We start from the raw sequence: 20,911 nt of genomic DNA on the forward strand, positions 1-20,911 counted from the left end.
TATATGCATTATCAAGACTATAGAATGGTTCGTCCGGCGGAACCCTGCCAACATTAACATCAATTTTCCTTTCTTCGTATTAACTTGATTGAGAAATTCAAATATATAAATATAATCTTCTTATCAAATTACTAATTTGTCTGCAGATTCACATTATGTTTATTTATCTTTCCATTTTAGGTAAGTTGAAGTTCCATTTGGACAACATCTTCTTTTACAAGGGTATCTTTCCATCTAAACCCGCCAGTTATCATGTTGGTTTCCTTAAACCCTAAAGATTTATAAACATGAATATCCCGACTATTGCTTTTAAGTACATCAAGTTCAACTTTTTGATAACCGTATGTCTTGGATAATTCAATGATTTGTTTTAGAGCCTTGCTTCCAATTCCGTGGCCTCTGTATTCGGAAAGAAGTCCCATACCTAAATAACCAATTGTTTCTGTTTTAGGCGAAGCATCGCACCATCCTACACAAGTATCTTTTTGTAAATCAATTATAAACAAGTGTGGAAAATCCTTACTGATAGCATCCTTTATAAATTCAACCGTACTTTCAAAAGGAAATGCTTCATCCATCGCCAAATACCTTCTCTCTTTTGCTATATTATCAAAAGCTTCCCAGTATGAACGAATGTATCGTTCTTCTGGTTTTATAAATTTTACTATAGCCAATGTTGAAATCGCCTACCTTTTCATAATTTAATAACTTAACAAATTCTAAATTAACCTCTTTTACTAATTTCATCTGTTATTAATGATTTTGAAATATACATCGCTTTTATTATGTTCTTAAAGCGGGTGTGATAAGAGGTACCCTCTTCAAATTTCAACTGTGCTTTTTCACATTTGCTGATAATTGAGGATACGGGGCGCAGTGCTTCTATCAATTCTTCTTTTGTATATTTATCCATAGCATTTTCATCTGTTATTAATGATTTCGAGATATACATCGCTTTTATCCTGTTCTTAAGAAGTGTGTGATGAGAGGTACCCTCCGCAAATTTTGGCTGTATTTTTTCACATTTACTGATAGTTGAGGATACAACTCGCAGTGCTTCTATCAATTCTTCTTTTGTATATTTGTTCATAGCATTTCACCTCAAATTCATAATTTATCTAGCTTGTATTATAATACAATTGTTTTTAACCGAAAATAAGTTCACTGACAAATTTATAGACAGTTGTACATCTAGTAAATCCATTCATTATTTCTTTATCCTAAGCTGTAACTACTATTTGAGAATTCTCCACAATTACTTTTAATCTACCAATCTCTTCAGTTTTATCATTCCATCCTGCTTGATTAAATAAATTTATTAATAGATTATAATCAACTGTTTTATCTGTAAAATACTTAATCATAGTACAGCTTACTCTCCTTGCAATTATTTTTAAAAATAATCTCACATTATACAGAACTGTCCAATTCTCTCCGAGGAATATTATACCAAATACTATACTAATGTGAAATAAAGAGTTTGATATTGAATGTATTAATGATAATGTTTTTATTCTATCTGCTAAAATCAAAGCCTTATCTGATAGTGATTCAAGAAAATTAATTAAAAAATTAGAGTTGCTTTGGCAAAGCTTTAAAACTAAGTCTCTTTTTAAATGTATCTCTTTTATGAAAATTATTTATAAGTGTGCATAAATGTTATTTTATAGCTAAAGAATGGGAGAATAAAAAACACCATAGAATTCAAAAATCGAATAATGTGGTGCCGTGTAAATTGTTCGCTTTTTAAGTTGTTATCTTAAATATGAATAGTGTGTATTATCAATTTATAGTATTACTTTATTATAGGCTACCTTGAGAATTTGATAAATTATTCTTAGTAACCACTTCTAACTGTCCATTAGATGTGAATCCTCCGAATATTACATCTGTTATATCTTTCACATTTTTCAAATGTAGTTGTTCCTTTAACCATGCTCTATCCTTTCCTGCTAACCTTAAATTTGATTCTATAATTCTTCCATTAACAATCAAATTTAAAATCAAACCTTTATACGGTGTAGATATATTTAAATCTTTAGGTGTTACTGTATTATAAGGAGCCTTTTTTAGTACACTCAATTCCCCATCAACTTCCAGTAATGCAAATTCCACCTCAGATAAATTGAATACGTCTTTTTTACGAAGTTGCATTAGCAAATCATCGATGTTATACTTTGCTTTTTTTAAATTCGCGTCATTTACAGTTCCATTTTTTATTAAGACTAAGGGCTCACCAACAGTAAGTCTTCGATATGACAAATGTTTTATATTCATATAAGAAATAATCATTGGAATAATAATCCAAACCCCAAGAGCAATAATTCCCTTGTAGATACTTATATTTTCATCAATACTTGCTGTACCTGCTATAGCTCCAATTGTAATTCCTGATATATAATCATAGTATGTTATTTCAGATAAATGTTTTTTACCAGTTATGCGACCAAGTATAAAAAGTCCCATAAATATAATTAAAGGTTTATAAAATGGTCTTATAAATATATCCACAGATATCCACTTCCTCCAATCCTTCACTAAAAAATAAATACTCTGCATTATTATAACCCTCGACGAGATGACTATTCATTGTTATTAAATATTTTGTCATTTTGGCTTAACCATTATAAAAAGTGCTAACAATCTATGAATACACGCAGAGGCATCAATCTCTTGTATTTTCAGCCATGCTTGTTCTGTACCAATATCTTTTAATTCATCATAAGTAAATATACCTATTTTATTCAACTGACTTTCAACTTCTTTTCCTATATTAGGTAGCTTTGATAATTCTCCCATAATAATCTTCCCTTCAGATTACTATTTAACTCTTTTGAACATTGGGTGCTCTTGATTAAACTCAACTAAATCTCATAGGTTTCCGTATAAATCTTTAAATACTGCAACTGTTCCATAGTCCTGTTCTTTAGGTTTCCTAATAAATTCTATTCCTATTTTTCTCATTTCATTATAATCACGCCAAAAATCATCAGTTCCTAATGAAAGAAAAGCTCTTCCTCCTGCTTGTTTTCCTATAAAAGGCTCTTGTTCTAGCTTAGATGCTTTTACAAGTAATATTGTTGTTTCATCTGAGCCTGGTGGAGACACCGTCCCCCATCTTTTTTATTACTCAGGTTGATATGTATTTTCTACTAATGTAAAATGAAGCTTTTTTGTGTAAAACTCGATTGCTTTATCATAATCTTTTACCACTAAAACAATATGTACATTTGTTAGTTGATAACATACTTCTGACATTTAGATAAAATTAGAATACTAATTATTATATTGGAATAATAATTAGATAGTAACAATAATTGTGAGATAGGAATAATAATAATGTAAGAATTAAATTTCTAAAATAGGAAGATTATTTCAAAACAAATAGTCTATGTTAGATTATAAAATTTTGGAGGTGTATAGAGAAATGACAAAGATTAAGACAATACAAGAAGCGGTAGAAAATATTAAAGATGGAATGAAAATTATGATATCAGGTTTTCTAGGAGTAGGTGCTCCAATAAAGATGATAGATGCATTAGCAGAGACGAATGTTAAAGACCTTATACTTATTCAACCTGTATCAGCTCACCCAGGAGAAACTCACGATATTGGCAAGCTTGTAGCAAATAAACAAATAAAAAAGTTTGTGGGTTCACATATTGGAACTTGTCCTGAAATACAAGAACAATACAATGCAGGTACATTAGAAGTTGAATTTATACCTATGGGAACTGTAGTAGAATGTATAAGAGCTGGGGGGGCTGGACTTGGTGCAGTTATAACTCCAACTGGTATTGGAACTGAAATTGAAAAGGGAAGAGATAAACTTACTATAGATGGAAAGGAATATTTAGTATTTCCATCAATAAAGGCAGATGTTGCGCTAATCAAGGGGTATAAAGCTGATAAACTTGGGAATATCGTATATAGAGGAACAACTAAAGGAACAAATACAAGTATGGCACTTGCAGCTGATTTAGTTATAGCTGAAGTAGATGAAATTGTAGAAGTGGGCGAAATTTCACCTGATAGTGTTGGAACACCAGGAATATTGATAGATATAATAGTTCAAGGAGACTCTTTTGGAGAGAGAAAAAAATATTTTGAAGATTTATGGACAAGAACTAACAAAATGAAATAGGGGGAGAAATGATGAATAGTAAAGAGATAATTGCAAGAAGAATCGCCAAAGAGTTTAAAGAGGGAATGGTTGCTAATTTAGGATTCGGTATACCTAATATGGCTGCAAACTATTTGCCAGAAGGAATGGAAATAATACTGCAATGTGAAAATGGTGCATTGAAGTTTGGTGCAACTCCAGACATAGGTGAAGCTGATCCTGACTTAGCTAATTCTGGTGGAGCTCCAATTACTTTATTGCCAGGAGCATCAACATTTGAAATGGATCTATCTTTTGCAATAATAAGAGGTGGACATGTTGATATAACTGTACTAGGCGCTCTAGAAGTCGATCAAGAAGGAAATATTGCAAACTGGAATGTACCGGGAATTTTTGCGCCAGGTATGGGGGGTGCGATGGACCTTTTAGCAGGAGCAAAATATGTAGTAGCTGCTTTAAATCATAGTGATAAAAAAGGTAATCCAAAGGTGCTAAAGAAATGCACATTACCTTTATCAGCTAAAAAGTGTGTTGATCTTATAATTACTGATAAAGCAGTTATGAAGGTTACAGATAAAGGATTGGTATTAATGGAAGTGGCACCAGGCGTGACTGTTGATGAAGTAGTAAAGACCACTGAAGCTGATTTACTAATAGCTGATGATGTTAAGGAAATGGAAATATAATATGCTTATATACAAAATGAAGAATTTTTAAATCAATCTACTTTCGAACGTAAATTTAATATCTAGCTTTAAACCATGAAATCCACGAATAAAGGAGTGTTAAGTACACTCCTTTATTTTGTAATATAAGAATATAACTCAAAAGCAATGTAAGATTGAAATTACATCGCTTAGTCTTCATAGAATTATACCTGTATATTGACCTATCTTTGTGCTGTGAATCAAACTTCTAAAAGCAAAGAATCCATTATAGCAACTATAACACTTTCAGTATCTTTCAATTTATTCATTTACAAAACAAACCCCTTCCTTGAACCTAAGCCACATTTTTTTATAAGACAGCATATAAGAACCATGCGTCTTAAATTATGTTCATTTTGTTTGGTCACTGTTGTTCTTTGAAAAATATCCGTCCAACACAAATAAAATTCCTATTATTGCAATAAAGTCAGTTAATAATGCTCCTTCTATAAATAAATGTATTAGAATTGTAGCTAAAATGATAGTAATACCTAAAAGCATGTCCTTTATTTGATTCATATCGTTCATTCCTCCGTCAAATGCAAATAATATTTACTACACATTTTTTCACTTGTGACGCTAAATAAGAATATAACGAAATTACTTTATCAATAATTTATCTCTAAAATAGTCACCTATTAAAATGGTTAATAAAATTAGCAAATTAAATATCGGAAAGTATTCAGACCCTTTAACTAATATTACAATTCCCGTAAGTATTAATAATACACCTGTTAATGCACCTATAATCTTACTTCTTTTAATGTATTCTTTTGTATCTTTAACTCTACGAGAACGAATAAACATTTTTTTATACATATTTTCTGGAAATAGTTCTAAAATAATAGATATACCTCCTAATACTAAATAAATATATCCCCAAAATGATGAATTCATAATGTACCCCCTGATTTATAATAATGTACTGTTCTATTTAATACTAATATACTTCTTTTCCATTTTAGAAAAAATAATATCTATAAAAATATAGAAAGATGGTAGCGCAACAGCAGATGGTCTATTAGAAATTATACATAAAACTCCTGATAACAAAACCAGTATACATGACAACGTATTTTGAATAATCATGATCTTATTGAACGTTGTTCTATCAGTAATTTCGTAGTTTTCTTTATCTAATCCACGTACCAAAGAAGGCATATTATGTCTATTATTAAATGTGTAAATCCCAACATAAATTGCACCAATAATGTAAACTGCACCAATTATAACTCTTATCATAAAATTTTCCCCCTCTAATTTAATTCACAATAATAAATATAATTTAGGGTTTAGTCGTCATATTTTACTATTATGAATTAATTATAACATATATTGTAAATACCATATTATTCAATTTTCAAATTACTGCGCAAAAATATGCTAATACACATTGTAATTCCTTTTGTTAATACAAAAATCAAAGGATATAGATACAGAGAAATAGTGTTTATATAACTTTACAAAATATTGAAATTCGCTATAAAAATAGTTATTATTATATATAATTAATATATAAATTAAGGAACACTTGTAAAGTATTGTGTGGTAAAAATTACTTGAAATTTTAGGAGGGTTAATATGTTTCAATTTAATGCTAAAGAAGCAAAATGGTTTTTTAAACCTCAAAATTATGTGATTGAAGAAGATAGAGTTGAAATTATAACAGAGCCTAACACTGATTTTTGGCAAAGAACTTATTATGGATTTATACATGATAATGCTCATATTCTTTACATTACAACAGGGGAAAAATATTTTTCCTTTACAGTAAAAGCAGAGTTTAATAGTACAGCATTGTTTGACCAATGTGGAGTTGTAATTTATCAAAATAGTGAGAACTGGGTAAAATTAGGAGTAGAATATCATGACAATAATACTGCATGGCTTGGAAGTGTAGTAACAAATCATGGATACTCTGATTGGGCAACTACGGATATTGGAACTTTTGTAAAATGTATGTGGTATAGATTAAGCAGACGAGAGAGTGATTATTGTCTTGAAAATTCTTTTGATGGTGTAAACTTCAAACAGATGCGAATTTTTCACTTGTTTGAAGGTGGAAAGGAAATTAATATTGGTTTACTTGCATGTTCACCAAGTAAAAATTCCTTTAAGGCTGTATTTACTGAAATGAAGGTAACAGATTGTTTATGGGAAGAGCACAATTAGTATATTTTATTCCACTAATAATACATTCTCCTTCTTATTGCCCTCCTACTTCCTAATTTACATCATGGTATAATTTGTAATAAACTTAATTTTTATGCTATAATGTAATATATGGAAAATTAAGAAATACAACGAGCTAATATATAATACAATAAAAAATAACAGGAGGGTAACCATGGTAATTTATAATTATACCAGAGTTAAACAAATATGTTCATTTGCACTTCTAATTGGCAGAGAGGTAAATATAAAATGAAATTTTTATTAACCGATAAGTACACTTTACTCTATATCTTTTTGCAAATAATGCTTTTAGTCTCCATAGTTAGAAGTTCTAAAGATAGCAAGTATACAAAGAGTACTATTATTCTTTGTATTATGTTAATCGTATTTAATTATGTTTATTTGAGCTTAAATTATGTATTAAAAAAGTAAAGAAGATATGGGTTATCATATCTCCTTTATTGTAATACTTTATAGAATGCGTATTAACTTCAACCAAAAATTATACTCATTCTAATATAATATTGTATATTAAAATGCGTTCCATAAGAATATAAAGATAAATATACATCCCCAAGCATTACCTGTAAATTCTTTTGTCATCAGCATACCATATATGATAATAAATACTGTAATGGCTTCAATTATATTTTCTGCCGTAACTCCTATCATTCCATGAATCAACAGACACATTATGGCACAGATAATTGCTCCCCAATTCAGCCATTTTTTCCGACTTGGATACCTAAAATTAATCTTTTCGCTGATTACTACATAGTTAAACCCTTCGAAAAAACCCCATGCAGTTGCAATCAGCATCATTCCGACTACGTTAATAGGAAATTTACTTGATAATACTTCTTTTGTTATCCATACGCCTTGAAATGGTAAATACCCAGTTGCTTGTCCCGTTACAAAGGAAAATACTATATGTGGAACAAAGCACAATACAGAAAGCAGGATGGATAAGCCAGCCCCTTTGCATTTCAGTCCATAAGTTAAAAAGCTCTCTTTCCTGAAAACAGATACTATTGTTACTCCAAGACCTGCAAGTCCGAATTGCATAAAAGCTATAACCATTATGCGTAATAGTATATGGATATTTTCATTTTTCATAAAAGTAACAAATTGCTTCTGAAATCCCATAAATAAACCTAATACAATCAGAGTAACAATGATAATAATGTTTAAATCAACATCTACTTTCTTTTGTTTCACTGTTAAGTTTGAATTTAACATATTTTATTTTTAGTGAGAGAGTGTATTGTAAGTACCAAACTCTCCACTAAATTCACCTCCATTCATTTTTTTATATGGTATCTTGCATAAAATGGTGACATACATACTACTATAGAAATCCATATAAAATAAATAAGCGCAGCATATAAGCCGAATAAATTAAAAAGAGATTCTTTAAATAATATAGGGAGCACAGCTAAAGCAGAGCTTATTAAATGATAAACAAAATATAAATAGTGCTTAGTTTCACAATTATCACATTCAATAGGTTCATATCCATTAGAAATTGATTTCATAATAGTTTTCCATTTGAATTCATTAGAGCAATTCTTACATCTCTGAATAAGCAAAGTAAGGATCCTCCTCTTTAATTATTTAATATCATAATATATTACGATTATACACCAATATATCCATTAATTATATAATTTCTTGAGTTACAAAACTACCTTTCAATTCCTATTAAACTTCCCTTCCTCTTATTGATAGATTGGCCAGCTTATATTAGAATTATGGTAAAAGAGCTGATTTAATTTAAAAACATAAAGACTAATAATCTTTATGTATAGGATAATGAATAATAGGAGGTTTTGTAATGAAAAAAATGATTATTTATTACTTTAGTGGTACAGGTAATACCTGGTGGATAGCAAATGCACTCCAACAACAATTGACAGAACAAAACCATCAAGTGGAATCTTATTCTATTGAAACACTCACCCCCAAAAATGTAGTAGAACAAGTTAAAGATGCGAATCATATTATATTGGGCTTCCCGGTATACGGCTCAACAGCACCAAAGCTCATGCTTAATTTTATTCATCAGTTTCCAAGTGCAACTAATGACCAATCTGTTAGCATCTTTGCCACTCAAGCATTAGCCTCTGGCGATACTGCTTATCATATAGGCAAAATGCTTATTCAAAAAGATTATAATCTTAAACAAACAATGCATTTTAGAATGATGAATAACTTTCATATACCAGAATTCAGATTTTATCGACCTAAGAATGACTATCGTGTTGATAAGTTGAAACAAAAATCTCTGCCAAAGGTGAAAAAATTAGCACTTGCAATCACTAATAACCAAGAACACATCATTGGTAAAAATATTCTAGACTATCTTCTTGGCAATTTTCAGAGAAGTCATATTGATAAGGCGATTGATAGAATAAGTAAAGAATTTAAGATTGAACCAACACACTGTATCAACTGTGGCAAATGTGAGCGTATATGTCCAACTCAAAACATCAAAGAGTGTGGAGATACTTATGAATTTAGAGATAATTGTATTTTGTGTTTGCGTTGTTATAGCCAGTGCCCTAAGTCTGCAATTCTTATTGGCGAAGGTACAAAAAACGAAGTGAAGTATCCACGCTATAAAGGCCCTGGAAAACATTTTGACATTAGTGTATTGATAAAGGATAATCGTTAGTAGCACACAATGGCCTATTTATTTATTTGAGTTACGTACTCTACTTATATTGCAATTATTTATTCATCAATTATGATTACAACTGCTAAAACATAGATTTACAACATTAAGAAATATAGCACTATTAACTTAATAGTGCTATTCCTAATCAAACCACATTTCTAAGCCTATAGGCCATCCGTCCTCTTTAAATTTTATTGTATAGTTTGTATATATAGTTTTTATAATGTGATCCAATAACGTTGTGTTAATTCACCATTTTCTAATACCTCATTTTCAAGTATTCCACCATTTTTTATAATTGTCCTCGATGACCCTATATTGCTTTTCTTACAGGTAATTAATACTTTATCTAGTCCTTTTTCTCTACATATATCAAGAGACATTCTTAACATTTCTGCTGCATAACCTTTTCTTCTTTCTGTAGGTCGAATTCCATAACCAATATTTCCTCCATAATTATATAAATAATCATTCAAAGCGTATCTAATATCTATAGCACCTAAAATTCTATTGTCTCCGTTATGTACAAGAAAAAATATATCAGCAGGAACTCTGTCATTGGGCAGATTAATGCCTTCTGAATACATTTTAACATTTTTCAGATATTCGTCGTAATTATCCGTTTCACCTTTAAGTGCAGATGGTACCATTTTTTCATTTGCGTCCTCTATTTCTCTAATAATGGAATACCATTCTTCTCTATATTCATCCGTTGGAAATACTAATTTCAAATTTGTCATTTTTTATCCTCCACAAATATCATCCCCCTATATACGAATAAAATAGAACCTAATAGATACAAGTTAAACAAGATACCAGTAAATCATATTTTATTGCTATTATATGTTTTATTATAATTATATACCAATATATCTATTAATTATATATAATTTCTTAATAAAATGATTGCACCATGTAGTATTTGCAGGAATTACACTATATGATTTTATTGTTACATAAGACAACCATACACCAAGAACAACTCACACCAAAGTCATCATTACAATTCCATCATAGGGATTACACTAGTAATCCAAATCATAGCTAAATCCAAAATATATAAGTTGAGCATGACACAGCCCCCAAAGTACACCATTTAGCAAAATTGCTCTTTGCTTGTCCATAAATTTTAATAGAATTCATAGCAAATAACCACGCCACCCTATTTCTTCACCAAGAGCAAATACATGCACAGGTACAATTAAAGATTCCTATAATTCTAAATACAGTTCATATTTTATGTCTATAAAACTAATTCATACAGTTTAAACCAAACTAAATCTGGAATATTTAAGCCTAAATCAACAGTTCCTACATATTTATATCCACACTTTTCATACAATGAAATTGCAGGTGTATTATGAATAAAAACATCTAGACGAATTGTTTTCATTCCTTGTTCCATACTATATCTTTCGGCAAAGTCCATTAATTTTTTTCCAACACCATTCTTCATATATTTTGGATTCACAACAAGCGTATATATTACGATGATATCCTTATATTCTGCTTCAATTCCCCAAATTACTTGAGAGTATGCAGGTTCAGGTTCATGGCTTAATATTATAGAACCCGCTATTTCATTATTCATTTTTAGTACAAATAAATTATTATTTTGAATACCACTGACAGCCGTTTCTCTAGTTGGATATACTCCCTTTGCCCAACGTGGATAATTAGTACCCGATTCTAAATAGTCATTTAAATTATCATATAAATTTTCTAATTCATCTATATCATTTATTGTTCCCTTTTCTATAATATAATCATTAGTATCTAAGGTTCCAACTTCTTTATTAAATGTTTTAATTCCATTCATTAGTATTCTCCTTCAAGTTTTATATATAATCTTTACATGAATTTACTATTTCCAATTAACTAACGATAATTATATCATATTTCACTTTAAACACGGTATTTTAAACTATACTGCGTTTTTATTTGCAGCTAACTATTTTAAATCTCCACGATTACCATTATTACCATTTTTATGATAAAATGTAGTTAATATTAAATTGCGATAAAGTCTAACTAATTAGTAATTGCCTAAAATCAGAGTTTTTTACTAGTTTTCTAGCTGCTCCAAAGGAGGAATTTAAATGAGCTTTAAAGATTTGTTAGATAAGTATAACTGTGGGAACCTTTCTGAGGAAGAGATAAAATTAATAAAAGAAGAACTTGATAAGTATAAATCAATTCAGAGTTATTTGTCCGAAGGTCATGATGTAGATTTTGAAAAAGATAATGTACAGGCCAATGTTAATAATGAAACAACCATTCTTGAAAAAACTGCAAATAATAAGCTACGCAAAACAATATTGTCCACTATTTCTATTACATTTTTGATATTATTTACTGTTTATCACGTTGCTTCTTCCGTTGTAAGTAGTTTTTATTATAATCCCTCTCAAAAAAAAGTTAGTCAATATAGTGAAGATTTATATTTTGACTTAAAAGCTTTTACTGAATTAAATTCACCGGGCTATACAGTTACTACTGCACCCTCAAAGAATTTAGGATTTGGTGTGTACGATATATCTTTTCACCGAACAAATTTATTTAATGATGAGAGAAGAGATGTTAATGCTAAGATTAAAAGAAACATTCTAATAGGAGACCATCAAGATTTTCCTGGTGACCATCATTTAGGTTTTATGGAGATCATGTATTCTGATATGTTTAAACGTGACCTTACCGAAAAGCAAAATGAGAAAAGGAATGAAGTGATTAATTATATCAAGGAATTAAATTCTCTTTCTTATATTTCTGCCAATGTAATATTTAAAGAAGATTTAAGTATAGAGGAATTTACTAAATTAAAAGAAAAATATCCAGTTAAGCTTAAATGGGCAGGAGTGCGCACTGTAAGCAATGGTGAAAGGGTTTATTATTTGTCTGGATTTAACCCTAATTACTCTGATGGATCATATACCAACGACATTACAGATAAAGATAAATATCCATATTTACAATTGTTCGATTACATTTCAGAGCATAGGGGTCCCATTGGAGATGGATTCATGGAAGAAGGATATACTAAACATTTTATTTCATTATTGAGATATGCTAACGACAGGCCCAAATCAGTTAAAGTGTTAGAGCCAGACTATGGAGGTGTTAAAAGAGAATATTATAAAAATGCTTTAATTTATGTTGAAGAGAATGGAATAAATATTTATGGAGCTTTAGTTTATGGAGAAGCTAAAGATTTATTAGAATTTATAAATAATGAAGAAATCAAAACCATAGAAATTAATGGTGTTTTACCTTCAAAATATATAAATTAACAATTTGTTTTTGTAAAACCATCTATATAAATTGCCCAAACTGCAGTAGGTCTCAGAACCTACTGCGGTTTTATTTTTATGAATTAAAAGTTTTTTTGTTTTTCATGATAGAAATGTAATAAACATTCGTACTTATTTAGTGAAGAGCTCTTCAGGAGGTATGTAAAGTGAAAGTTACTGAAAATAATTTTATTGATGAACTAAAATGTAAAAATGAACTAGCATTAGACTACATATATTCTAAATATGTAAATTTAGTTTACAAGGTTGTACTTGATGTTTTAGGAAATGTTGCTACCAAAGAAGATATTGAAGAATGTGTAAGCGATATTTTCATAACAGTTTGGAAAAACACATCAAAATACAATGCTCATGTCACTCCATTTAATAAATGGCTTATAGCAGTATCTAAATATAAAGCCATTGACTACTTAATAAAACTTAACAGATGTGAAGAAACCATAGAATTGGTAGAAAACATAAGTATGTCAAAGGATAACATAGAAGATAAAATAATTAGACAAGGTGAAATGACTGTCCTTTATAAAATGATAATGGCCATGAATGAAATAGATCGTGATATATTTATTAAGCGTTACTTTCTAAATGAAGATATAGTAGATATTGCAAGACATCTTCATATGCCTAGAAGCGCCATTGACAATAGGCTGTCTAGAGGTAGAAAAGTAATAAAAAATAAATGGCAAAAAATTATCGGGAGGTAATTAAATGAGTAAAATAAATGAACATGATAATGATGTTATTTATGATATTTTAAATTACGTTAATATAGAAGAGGATTACGATGAAAATTTTCAATTAGACCAAATTACTTCTAAGAGAATTAAAAATAACATTAACAAAAAATTAAAAGGCAATAAAAGGAGGAAAAAATACTTTGTAGCATCCTTATTATTAATGGGCTTAGGAGCTTTTGCTATTATCAATCCGACTTTGGCTTCTAATATACAAAATTCTATAATTCAAACTATGCAAGTACTAAGAGGTGATTATGTAAACTATAAAAAGTACACTACTAACGTTAACTTATCTTCTTCTAATAAAGGCATTGAATTTAAAGTTAATGAAATAGTAAGTGATAATAATATAATAATGATTTCATATTCTATAATTAGTGATGAAAAAATGGATAACCCTCCGAGAATTGATATGATGGAAATTGAAATAAATAGGGAAAGTGCTGGCAACGGTGGAAGCGGTAGACTAGTTAATGATAACAGATATGATGGGGTTTTAGAAGTAAATATGATGAGAAGAAATATTCCCGATACATTCTATTTATCTATAAAGACTAGTTCTATAAATAATATAAAAGGAAAATGGAATTTCAATATTAAGGTTAATAAAAGTGAAATTCAAAAAGAGACTAAAGATTATATAATAAATAAAAATATAAATATTGGGGCAGAAGAAATCTTTATTAAAAGAGTAAGCATATCTCCTATATCTACATCTATGGAATTTAATGGTTCTGTAGGAGAACACCACTACTTCTTATTAGATGATAAAGGAAATGAAATAATAGCTAGAGGATCTTCTGGAAATGGATTTGAAGGCGAAATGCATTACAATAGTTTAGTAAATAAAGATGCAAAATATCTAACATTTATTCCATTTGATTATAAGGGAAGCTATATATCTGAGCCTAAAACATATAATATAGACAAATTGCCACTAGAATTACCTGTGGGGGATTTTGGCAAACTTATAGTTAAAGATATTGAATGGGACAATGATACCCTTAAGGTCTCATATGTATCGGAAGGAAAATTCCCTGTAACTCTATCTGCGGCTTTACGTTTATTTGATGAAGAGGGAAACCGTGTTGACTATGAGAGCAAGACGTTAGGTTTTCAAAAAGATCCTTCCAATCAACATGAATTTGAGCAGTATTTTAAAGGAGTATCAAAAGATAAAAACTATAAATTAGGCGCTATAAGGTTAGATGAGATTTATAAAGTAAACGAAGCATATAAGTTTAATATTGAACTAAAATAAAAAAATAAACTCTAACTTACAATATTTTTATATTGCCATTAACAATTGACTAAACTGCGCAAAAACACCGCAAATTCATTTTGAATAGTGCGGTGTTTTCTCTATATCAACTAAAGATTATACTCATAGTAAGAAATTAAATAACTGATATCCAAATTTCCTAATTATAATCTTTAAAACTTGTATTGTCACCAAGATAAACTTCTAAGTGAGGTACCTTTTCCTTTCTTTTGTACTGACTACTTGGAAACCATTCTGTTAAAATTCTTGTATGAGCTTCAATATCTAACTACTACTCATTTTACTTGGTTCATATCACAACTACCATCTTTATAATCTATAATAATCTTTTCGCATTTACGGCAGCAGTTGGCTATCACTGCTGAACCTTGGAGCATATATAACTTCGATAAAATAATTGACCCTTCATGAAATTTTGCTCTCCCAATGTAAGATTTTTTATTCTTCCACGAGATTTCATGTGGGCTTTGTATGACGCCTTGTTCCATTTCTTCACCACAATACGGACATTTCATAAATCCCATCTCCTCTTTAAAATATAAATAATTTTTACTACGCATATTTTTACAATATCCCTTTACTAATCTCAAATGAATGGTAAACTTGTTCACAATATAAGAATAATGTGCAGTTTGCCTGCTATTTATGTCTATTAACTGCATTTTAAAAATACGTCATGGATTTATAGAGAGTTCAGTTTCAATATTCTTTTGAGAAAATTCATACCATACTGCATCTTTTTTTTCAAGTTGTTCATTCACGAAAGAATCAAAGGATTCTTTTGTAACTGGTTTATCATTAATGAAATATGATATGATTAAGTTACCATCGCCTTGACTTGACTTACTGTACCCCAATATTTCAGTTTTAAAGGTATCTAACTCGAATTTCAATTTTCCGAATCCATTATCTGCCGCACCGCTTGAATAATGAAATGTTCCATCTTCTTTTAGCCCTTCTAAACCCCTGTACCCAATAAGGTATCCATAAACTGTATCATTCATATAATGCAAGACTTCATAAAACTGTGGTTCATTGCCTACTGATAATTCAAGAACAACTTCAGGCACTTTGTCACCATCCATGTCAAGTACCGTAAAGTGCGTTACTTTGAAGATAGTGCCATAAATTTCTTCGTTAGTTAAAAAATCATTCAAATATAATTTTTTCTTGTTATCTGTGCTGAAAAATTCAGCCTTGTTCTGCAATACTGCTTTATATGCTTCCAATACCGAATTATTAGATAGCATCTGGGTCTTTATGTCTTCACTATTGCTGTCTAAAGAGGTAGAAGAAGGACTTGTTGGAGCACTGGTATCAGAAATTTTGTTACTACTTGTACTACTGCTATTGTTTAAGTTTAAACTTTTTTTCCCGGCCGAACACCCAGTAATTGAAATACTTAACAGAAACACAATAAGCACACTTATAATTTTGGTTTTCATCTAAATCACTCCTGTCAAAAACCTTAATAATCTTTAGTTCGTTTTTTTACTAAAGCGATATAATATTGAACTTACACCGCTTAATGTCCATGGGGCTATACCTGTATATTGACCTATCTTCATTTTGCAGATTAAACTTCTTCTACTGTAATTTTATTAATTAACTTTTAAGGAGAGTGTTCATCTTTTTTCCATCTTGAGTAAGTATAGATTAACTGTATAAGAAACACAACAATACAGAATGTTGTTAATATGGTATTCATTACACTATTGCTATTTATAAACCATATAAATACTAATACAGCAGTGCAAAAAGGTATCATCCATAAGGTTCTAATAAATTTTCTTCTATAACTCAAGTTCCAGTATATAAGTTCAAATCCTTCATCTACTTTATTGCCTGTCATAGATCATCCTCTCCTTTATTATAACCTACCTAATATTACTATTAAGTATTTTATTACAATTATATACTAATATATCCATCTTCTAAAGGGTAAATTCTATTTCTTATTTCGTAATACAACTGAAATTTGACATACTATGAATGAAAATAATTAATAATAGAATCAATTTTTTTCACGTAATTTATCAGATAAAATACGTTCTGTCCCATGTCCTATCATAGTTACGATAATACATCCACTCCAAACATATAACATTCCCATTCCTAATGAAAAACATACTGAAGATAATATTTTAGGAATAACTGAACGATTTATCTTTTGTCCACATATTATGTCTTGAACAAAAATAAATTGTATCCATAAGATGGTATTTAATAATATTGATATCAAATCAGCATTATTCACTTCCATATTTCTTAATACAATCATGAAAAATGTTTGCATAAAGAGCCTTTGAGGTATTTCCATTGAAATGCCAAGAAGTGACCATTCAAAAAAATTATGTTTTTCACATTTTTCAAAACTTACAATATATGACGTTAAAAATATAGTAACTAAAAATATAATAATGTTTTTGAAAGTAAAGATACCTACAATATTAAGCACGGGGACTTTAACTGGCGCATTAAAATATAATATAAAAAAGGCTACCAAAAACAATAGTTGAAATATGTATTTCGATAATTTTGTATTGATGTTTATTTTTTTCAATAACATTAATATCAGTATTTGAAGGCCAAATACTATACTAACAATTAAGGATGCAATTATATACCATACTAATATCATCTTATATACTCCTTGTTCTTCTATTTTTGCTTCGTAATATCTTACGATTGCCAAACAACTGATATATAAACTATGCCATTGTTCACCATCAACTTATATGTATTTATAAATATAAGCATCTATATAATTACATATTTCTAATGTATTCAATAAGAAAATGGCTACTTAAAAGTGACACAGGAATAAGAATTATAAAAACAATAATTAGATGTAATCCTAATGCTTTTAAATTATTGCTCATATACATATCCCCTAACTCAATAAATTATTTAAACTATTTAGAATCAATTCTTCTTGTCTATATCCTTTGTTAAAGTCTGATGGTATTCATTGAACTCTTTACAAAATAATTTATATTCTTCTTCCTCATATTTAGAATAAAATTGTTTCGGTAAGGACGATGAGTAAAATTCAATTACTTTGTTTGCAAAATTCAACACTTGGGCTGCATATTCCATATACTGAATTTCAATTTTGCCGCTTAATGGTTTTAACTCCTTCTTATCAACTTTTGAACATTGAATATTGGAGATAATAATTAAATTATCATTTATTTCAGTATCCCATGTTATGTATCTATTACAACTTGGAAACATCCTTAAATATCCACAGCATGGTATCAATTCAAAATCTATTCCACTGTCATATCCGTAAATTGCGGACTTCATTAACTTTTATGTAATAAACTACCATTTCCACATTATTAATGGTAATTATATCATATTTACGTTGTAATATATTTAAAAAGTCATATAAAAACACCATAAAATTCAGTTTTGAATAATACGGCGTTTTCTCTATACCCACTATTTTTTTATTTGTTCTACAATGCTGTGTTCTGTTAACTCAGAAAGTTTTTCAATCTTTTCATTAACCAAACTTCTAAAACAGTTTGGAAGATGATCTCTGTGTGCTCTATGTATGGCAACACATTCTACGCATTTGCCATGATACTTACATGCTTTTTTGCAGGTGCAATGATCTACTTTTCCTATATTCTCTCTTAATTCCGCTACAAATTCATCTTGAAGTTTATAGCCAAGTGAGCGTTCTCCTCTGCGAAATGCCTCCATGGCTTCTTTTTCTTTTGGATTATTATCAATAATCATCTTATCTCCCCCGTATAATATAAATTTTCATTCATAGTCCTTCAATTTATTTCACAATATCCTTTTATCAATCTTAAATAAGTGGTCAGCTTGTCCGTAATATAGGAAAATTGTGTATTACCTTATTTATTATAAATAAACTTTACAATATGAATTTCATTAAATTATCTGTCTGTTCATCTTCACCCAATTTGAAAATATGTGTATCAAATTTTTCAAATCCTTGCTTTTCATAAAATTTTATCGCATTTATGTTGTTTTCCCATACACCTAACCAAATATAATTTAGATTGTTATTTCTTCCAATTTCTATAGCTTTTTGTATTAACCTTTTACCGATATGCTTACTTTTATATTCTTGTAATACATAAATTCTTTGAACTTCTAATGTGTTATCATGCCCTGTCTCTGTTTGTGCTTTGTCAAAATTAAGTTTCATATATGCAACTATTTCTTCATTATTTTCGATTATATAAAAAAATCTTGAACCATTATTTTTGATTTCACTCTCTAACTGTTCATAAGAAAAATTTTCTTTTAAATAATTTTCCATATCTTCTTTTGTATTCTCATTAGAAAATGTTTCATAGAATGTTTTTTCACTTAGGTATTTAATTCTTTCTATATCTTCTAAACTACATTCTTTAATTAAATATTTTTCCATAAATTTCATTCCTCCAACTATATCTACATTTAAAATTGATTATATACTAAAATATAGAGATTTGCTATTGTATGATTTAATCAGCCGTAATAAGTTATCATTTTGACTTAGCTAATGGTGATTATATCGCGTTAATGGTAACATATAGTTACCTTTATAGTAAGTGTTAAATTTCTATACGTGATTTTATTTCAGTAACTACGCTTAGCTATATCTTAATATCTCATGAAATCTTTTTATTACAAAAGAAAATACCGCATATTCACATTGAATAACACGGTATTAAAAATAAATTATTTAATTATATAATGCTCATTTTGCTCGCTTCAATAGTTGAACTCTTGAAGTTGAGGCATACTTATCCTCAACCTTTTTTATATCCACTGTTATTATGTCTCCAACAGATAAATCAATAAAACTTAAATTCCTTACTTCACCGGTATTGTTATCTACATAAATAAAATATGTGTCCGGATTTTCACAATTAATATAACATTTTTCGCCCAACATGCTGTTATTATCCCGACCTTTGACAACCATCCCTTTTACTTCACTACTTATTTCTAAAATTTCAGCATTAACTCCCATGTGAGTAATATCTTCCTTTTTGCCACAGGCAGTTATAGAAATCAACAAGGTAAGTGCAACAATTATAGAAAATACTTTCTTCATATTTATTCACCTTCCTATTATATAAATAGTTCATACTTCACATAATTCTACTATTTCCACTTAACTAATAATAATTATATCATATTTAATGGAAATACATGGCTATTTTTACAACAAGTATAAAGACACCGTAAAATTCATTTATGAATAATACGGTGTAATATAATATAATGAAGTAATTTTAGATTATACTGATGATCTACTAATTATATTATTTTTTCTTTTTTTGGAATAACACAATATGTGATCATACTTATTAACGAAGCCAGAATTAATACATGCAATACTATATGATATAAATCAGGTATGTAAATATTAGAAGATGGTATTAACTTTATAGTATTAGCAAAATAATTAATTTTTCCTTCCCATGGACCAAACATAGTAAAATACCAATGAAAATAAAACTGTGTTGCAAACCAAATAAAAAGCCAGCCTACTAGAACATATTTTCCAATATCATCCCTTATAATAAACCAGATAAATGCCGCTAATAAAATAATGAAAAATATACCATCATCTTTATATGAACTTGTTACCAAAATATTATCGCCAATGTTTAACCCCACCATATCCATAAAAAACCAGATCATAAGAAACACATTTACAACTATAGCATTTTTCTTGCTTTTATTCATATTTACCTCCACGCAAGATTATATAAACAATATTCTCTTTCCATTATAATACAATTATACAGCAATATATCCATCAATTGTATATAACTTCTTAATATCTTAATTCAAATGTAACGTATTTCTAAACATCAGAAATAATAATAAACCCTGGATTATTCCATGGTGCATAAGGAAGCAA

At 29.1% G+C, this 20,911-nt stretch carries 27 protein-coding genes and 2 pseudogenes; 7 read left to right on the top strand and 22 right to left on the bottom strand.

Going from position 1 to position 20,911, the window contains the following annotated elements:
- Window positions 1-176: 176 nt before the first annotated feature.
- The 6 genes and pseudogenes from RYO54_RS15555 to RYO54_RS15580 form a co-directional block, all read right to left on the bottom strand.
- Window positions 177-674, bottom strand: coding sequence for a GNAT family N-acetyltransferase (locus RYO54_RS15555; protein ID WP_315120756.1), 498 nt, complete (start codon window positions 672-674; stop codon window positions 177-179).
- Window positions 675-724: 50 nt separating this feature from the next.
- Complete coding sequence (locus RYO54_RS15560) at window positions 725-1,090, bottom strand: hypothetical protein (RefSeq protein ID WP_315120758.1); 366 nt, start codon at window positions 1,088-1,090, stop codon at window positions 725-727.
- Between the two features lie 130 nt (window positions 1,091-1,220).
- Window positions 1,221-1,409 (bottom strand): hypothetical protein, encoded by a 189-nt coding sequence (locus tag RYO54_RS15565; protein ID WP_315120760.1) that lies wholly within the window; start codon window positions 1,407-1,409, stop codon window positions 1,221-1,223.
- Window positions 1,410-1,803: 394 nt separating this feature from the next.
- Window positions 1,804-2,511: a DUF421 domain-containing protein gene (locus tag RYO54_RS15570; protein WP_315120763.1), complete on the bottom strand. Its 708-nt coding sequence runs from the start codon at window positions 2,509-2,511 to the stop codon at window positions 1,804-1,806.
- Window positions 2,512-2,631: 120 nt separating this feature from the next.
- Window positions 2,632-2,799, bottom strand: a pseudogene (locus tag RYO54_RS15575) (TfoX/Sxy family DNA transformation protein); the annotation flags it as partial.
- Window positions 2,800-2,871: 72 nt separating this feature from the next.
- Window positions 2,872-3,258 (bottom strand): annotated as a pseudogene (locus RYO54_RS15580) (VOC family protein).
- A 169-nt stretch (window positions 3,259-3,427) separates the two neighbouring features.
- On the opposite strand from RYO54_RS15580, the gene RYO54_RS15585 reads away from it, so the two are divergent.
- Both RYO54_RS15585 and RYO54_RS15590 read left to right on the top strand, forming a co-directional pair.
- Window positions 3,428-4,144 (top strand): CoA transferase subunit A, encoded by a 717-nt coding sequence (locus RYO54_RS15585; RefSeq protein ID WP_315120766.1) that lies wholly within the window; start codon window positions 3,428-3,430, stop codon window positions 4,142-4,144.
- A gap of 11 nt (window positions 4,145-4,155) precedes the next feature.
- Complete coding sequence (locus RYO54_RS15590) at window positions 4,156-4,809, top strand: 3-oxoacid CoA-transferase subunit B (RefSeq protein ID WP_315120769.1); 654 nt, start codon at window positions 4,156-4,158, stop codon at window positions 4,807-4,809.
- Between the two features lie 372 nt (window positions 4,810-5,181).
- Here the strand turns inward: RYO54_RS15590 and RYO54_RS15595 are convergent, their stop codons facing one another.
- The 3 genes from RYO54_RS15595 to RYO54_RS15605 all read right to left on the bottom strand — a co-directional run bounded on the left by RYO54_RS15595 (window position 5,182) and on the right by RYO54_RS15605 (window position 6,072).
- Entirely contained in the window at window positions 5,182-5,349 is a 168-nt protein-coding gene (locus tag RYO54_RS15595; protein WP_315120771.1) for a hypothetical protein, read from the bottom strand.
- A gap of 81 nt (window positions 5,350-5,430) precedes the next feature.
- On the bottom strand, window positions 5,431-5,727 hold the full coding sequence (locus tag RYO54_RS15600) for a hypothetical protein (protein WP_315120774.1): 297 nt from the start codon (window positions 5,725-5,727) through the stop codon (window positions 5,431-5,433).
- A 33-nt stretch (window positions 5,728-5,760) separates the two neighbouring features.
- Complete coding sequence (locus RYO54_RS15605) at window positions 5,761-6,072, bottom strand: hypothetical protein (RefSeq protein ID WP_315120777.1); 312 nt, start codon at window positions 6,070-6,072, stop codon at window positions 5,761-5,763.
- A 339-nt stretch (window positions 6,073-6,411) separates the two neighbouring features.
- Between RYO54_RS15605 and RYO54_RS15610 the strand changes: the two genes are divergently transcribed.
- Window positions 6,412-7,002, top strand: a complete 591-nt coding sequence (locus RYO54_RS15610) for a DUF1349 domain-containing protein (RefSeq protein WP_315120779.1) — start codon at window positions 6,412-6,414, stop codon at window positions 7,000-7,002.
- 534 nt (window positions 7,003-7,536) lie between these two features.
- Here RYO54_RS15610 and RYO54_RS15615 read toward each other — a convergent pair.
- Together RYO54_RS15615 and RYO54_RS15620 are read right to left on the bottom strand one after the other, a co-directional pair.
- On the bottom strand, window positions 7,537-8,244 hold the full coding sequence (locus RYO54_RS15615; RefSeq protein ID WP_315120781.1) for a hypothetical protein: 708 nt from the start codon (window positions 8,242-8,244) through the stop codon (window positions 7,537-7,539).
- Between the two features lie 62 nt (window positions 8,245-8,306).
- Window positions 8,307-8,594, bottom strand: coding sequence for a TIGR04104 family putative zinc finger protein (locus tag RYO54_RS15620; protein ID WP_315120784.1), 288 nt, complete (start codon window positions 8,592-8,594; stop codon window positions 8,307-8,309).
- A gap of 245 nt (window positions 8,595-8,839) precedes the next feature.
- Here RYO54_RS15620 and RYO54_RS15625 point away from each other — a divergent pair, with 245 nt between their 5' ends.
- Window positions 8,840-9,679 carry an EFR1 family ferrodoxin gene (locus tag RYO54_RS15625; RefSeq protein ID WP_315120787.1) on the top strand — a complete coding sequence of 280 codons (840 nt, stop codon included), beginning with the start codon at window positions 8,840-8,842 and terminating at the stop codon, window positions 9,677-9,679.
- 221 nt (window positions 9,680-9,900) lie between these two features.
- On the opposite strand, the gene RYO54_RS15630 is transcribed toward RYO54_RS15625, so the two are convergent.
- Window positions 9,901-10,422 carry a GNAT family N-acetyltransferase gene (locus RYO54_RS15630; RefSeq protein WP_315120790.1) on the bottom strand — a complete coding sequence of 174 codons (522 nt, stop codon included), beginning with the start codon at window positions 10,420-10,422 and terminating at the stop codon, window positions 9,901-9,903.
- 503 nt (window positions 10,423-10,925) lie between these two features.
- Window positions 10,926-11,501 carry a GNAT family N-acetyltransferase gene (locus RYO54_RS15635; RefSeq protein WP_315120792.1) on the bottom strand — a complete coding sequence of 192 codons (576 nt, stop codon included), beginning with the start codon at window positions 11,499-11,501 and terminating at the stop codon, window positions 10,926-10,928.
- A gap of 280 nt (window positions 11,502-11,781) precedes the next feature.
- Here RYO54_RS15635 and RYO54_RS15640 point away from each other — a divergent pair, with 280 nt between their 5' ends.
- The 3 genes from RYO54_RS15640 (at window position 11,782) to RYO54_RS15650 (ending at window position 14,988) form a co-directional block, all read left to right on the top strand.
- Complete coding sequence (locus RYO54_RS15640; RefSeq protein ID WP_315120795.1) at window positions 11,782-12,969, top strand: anti sigma factor C-terminal domain-containing protein; 1,188 nt, start codon at window positions 11,782-11,784, stop codon at window positions 12,967-12,969.
- A 167-nt stretch (window positions 12,970-13,136) separates the two neighbouring features.
- Window positions 13,137-13,694 (top strand): sigma-70 family RNA polymerase sigma factor, encoded by a 558-nt coding sequence (locus RYO54_RS15645; RefSeq protein WP_315120798.1) that lies wholly within the window; start codon window positions 13,137-13,139, stop codon window positions 13,692-13,694.
- Window positions 13,695-13,698: 4 nt separating this feature from the next.
- A complete protein-coding gene (locus tag RYO54_RS15650) occupies window positions 13,699-14,988 on the top strand; it encodes a DUF4179 domain-containing protein (RefSeq protein ID WP_315120801.1) in 1,290 nt (429 codons plus the stop codon).
- A 296-nt stretch (window positions 14,989-15,284) separates the two neighbouring features.
- Here RYO54_RS15650 and RYO54_RS15655 read toward each other — a convergent pair whose 3' ends face one another.
- The 9 genes from RYO54_RS15655 to RYO54_RS15695 form a co-directional block, all read right to left on the bottom strand.
- A complete protein-coding gene (locus RYO54_RS15655; RefSeq protein ID WP_315120807.1) occupies window positions 15,285-15,524 on the bottom strand; it encodes a PF20097 family protein in 240 nt (79 codons plus the stop codon).
- 159 nt (window positions 15,525-15,683) lie between these two features.
- On the bottom strand, window positions 15,684-16,454 hold the full coding sequence (locus tag RYO54_RS15660) for a hypothetical protein (protein WP_315120810.1): 771 nt from the start codon (window positions 16,452-16,454) through the stop codon (window positions 15,684-15,686).
- A gap of 167 nt (window positions 16,455-16,621) precedes the next feature.
- Complete coding sequence (locus RYO54_RS15665) at window positions 16,622-16,861, bottom strand: hypothetical protein (protein ID WP_315120813.1); 240 nt, start codon at window positions 16,859-16,861, stop codon at window positions 16,622-16,624.
- Window positions 16,862-17,023: 162 nt separating this feature from the next.
- Window positions 17,024-17,704, bottom strand: a complete 681-nt coding sequence (locus RYO54_RS15670; RefSeq protein WP_315120816.1) for a hypothetical protein — start codon at window positions 17,702-17,704, stop codon at window positions 17,024-17,026.
- 230 nt (window positions 17,705-17,934) lie between these two features.
- Entirely contained in the window at window positions 17,935-18,318 is a 384-nt protein-coding gene (locus tag RYO54_RS15675; protein WP_315120819.1) for a hypothetical protein, read from the bottom strand.
- 138 nt (window positions 18,319-18,456) lie between these two features.
- Window positions 18,457-18,759 (bottom strand): LPS biosynthesis protein, encoded by a 303-nt coding sequence (locus tag RYO54_RS15680; protein ID WP_315120821.1) that lies wholly within the window; start codon window positions 18,757-18,759, stop codon window positions 18,457-18,459.
- A gap of 142 nt (window positions 18,760-18,901) precedes the next feature.
- Window positions 18,902-19,423, bottom strand: a complete 522-nt coding sequence (locus tag RYO54_RS15685) for a GNAT family N-acetyltransferase (RefSeq protein ID WP_315120824.1) — start codon at window positions 19,421-19,423, stop codon at window positions 18,902-18,904.
- A 312-nt stretch (window positions 19,424-19,735) separates the two neighbouring features.
- Window positions 19,736-20,095 carry a hypothetical protein gene (locus RYO54_RS15690; protein ID WP_315120826.1) on the bottom strand — a complete coding sequence of 120 codons (360 nt, stop codon included), beginning with the start codon at window positions 20,093-20,095 and terminating at the stop codon, window positions 19,736-19,738.
- 206 nt (window positions 20,096-20,301) lie between these two features.
- Window positions 20,302-20,733 carry a hypothetical protein gene (locus RYO54_RS15695; RefSeq protein WP_315120829.1) on the bottom strand — a complete coding sequence of 144 codons (432 nt, stop codon included), beginning with the start codon at window positions 20,731-20,733 and terminating at the stop codon, window positions 20,302-20,304.
- Between the last annotated feature and the right edge of the window lie 178 nt (window positions 20,734-20,911).

This window comes from uncultured Clostridium sp. (assembly GCF_963515715.1).
In the GTDB taxonomy this organism is placed as follows: Bacteria; Bacillota; Clostridia; order Clostridiales; family Clostridiaceae; genus Clostridium_AW.

Excerpts from the sequence above, each read along its gene's own strand:
- RYO54_RS15640 (WP_315120795.1), top strand. The coding sequence starts at position 11,782 with ATGAGCTTTAAAGATTTGTTAGATAAGTATAACTGTGGGAACCTTTCT.
- RYO54_RS15675 (WP_315120819.1), bottom strand. The coding sequence starts at position 18,318 with ATGAAGTCCGCAATTTACGGATATGACAGTGGAATAGATTTTGAATTG.
- RYO54_RS15595 (WP_315120771.1), bottom strand. The coding sequence starts at position 5,349 with ATGAATCAAATAAAGGACATGCTTTTAGGTATTACTATCATTTTAGCT.
- RYO54_RS15665 (WP_315120813.1), bottom strand. The coding sequence starts at position 16,861 with ATGACAGGCAATAAAGTAGATGAAGGATTTGAACTTATATACTGGAAC.
- RYO54_RS15605 (WP_315120777.1), bottom strand. The coding sequence starts at position 6,072 with ATGATAAGAGTTATAATTGGTGCAGTTTACATTATTGGTGCAATTTAT.
- RYO54_RS15685 (WP_315120824.1), bottom strand. The coding sequence starts at position 19,423 with ATGGAAAAATATTTAATTAAAGAATGTAGTTTAGAAGATATAGAAAGA.
- RYO54_RS15660 (WP_315120810.1), bottom strand. The coding sequence starts at position 16,454 with ATGAAAACCAAAATTATAAGTGTGCTTATTGTGTTTCTGTTAAGTATT.
- RYO54_RS15650 (WP_315120801.1), top strand. The coding sequence starts at position 13,699 with ATGAGTAAAATAAATGAACATGATAATGATGTTATTTATGATATTTTA.
- RYO54_RS15655 (WP_315120807.1), bottom strand. The coding sequence starts at position 15,524 with ATGAAATGTCCGTATTGTGGTGAAGAAATGGAACAAGGCGTCATACAA.
- RYO54_RS15635 (WP_315120792.1), bottom strand. The coding sequence starts at position 11,501 with ATGAATGGAATTAAAACATTTAATAAAGAAGTTGGAACCTTAGATACT.
- RYO54_RS15615 (WP_315120781.1), bottom strand. The coding sequence starts at position 8,244 with ATGTTAAATTCAAACTTAACAGTGAAACAAAAGAAAGTAGATGTTGAT.
- RYO54_RS15590 (WP_315120769.1), top strand. The coding sequence starts at position 4,156 with ATGAATAGTAAAGAGATAATTGCAAGAAGAATCGCCAAAGAGTTTAAA.
- RYO54_RS15600 (WP_315120774.1), bottom strand. The coding sequence starts at position 5,727 with ATGAATTCATCATTTTGGGGATATATTTATTTAGTATTAGGAGGTATA.
- RYO54_RS15690 (WP_315120826.1), bottom strand. The coding sequence starts at position 20,095 with ATGAAGAAAGTATTTTCTATAATTGTTGCACTTACCTTGTTGATTTCT.
- RYO54_RS15560 (WP_315120758.1), bottom strand. The coding sequence starts at position 1,090 with ATGAACAAATATACAAAAGAAGAATTGATAGAAGCACTGCGAGTTGTA.
- RYO54_RS15585 (WP_315120766.1), top strand. The coding sequence starts at position 3,428 with ATGACAAAGATTAAGACAATACAAGAAGCGGTAGAAAATATTAAAGAT.
- RYO54_RS15630 (WP_315120790.1), bottom strand. The coding sequence starts at position 10,422 with ATGACAAATTTGAAATTAGTATTTCCAACGGATGAATATAGAGAAGAA.
- RYO54_RS15680 (WP_315120821.1), bottom strand. The coding sequence starts at position 18,759 with ATGATTATTGATAATAATCCAAAAGAAAAAGAAGCCATGGAGGCATTT.
- RYO54_RS15695 (WP_315120829.1), bottom strand. The coding sequence starts at position 20,733 with ATGAATAAAAGCAAGAAAAATGCTATAGTTGTAAATGTGTTTCTTATG.
- RYO54_RS15610 (WP_315120779.1), top strand. The coding sequence starts at position 6,412 with ATGTTTCAATTTAATGCTAAAGAAGCAAAATGGTTTTTTAAACCTCAA.
- RYO54_RS15625 (WP_315120787.1), top strand. The coding sequence starts at position 8,840 with ATGAAAAAAATGATTATTTATTACTTTAGTGGTACAGGTAATACCTGG.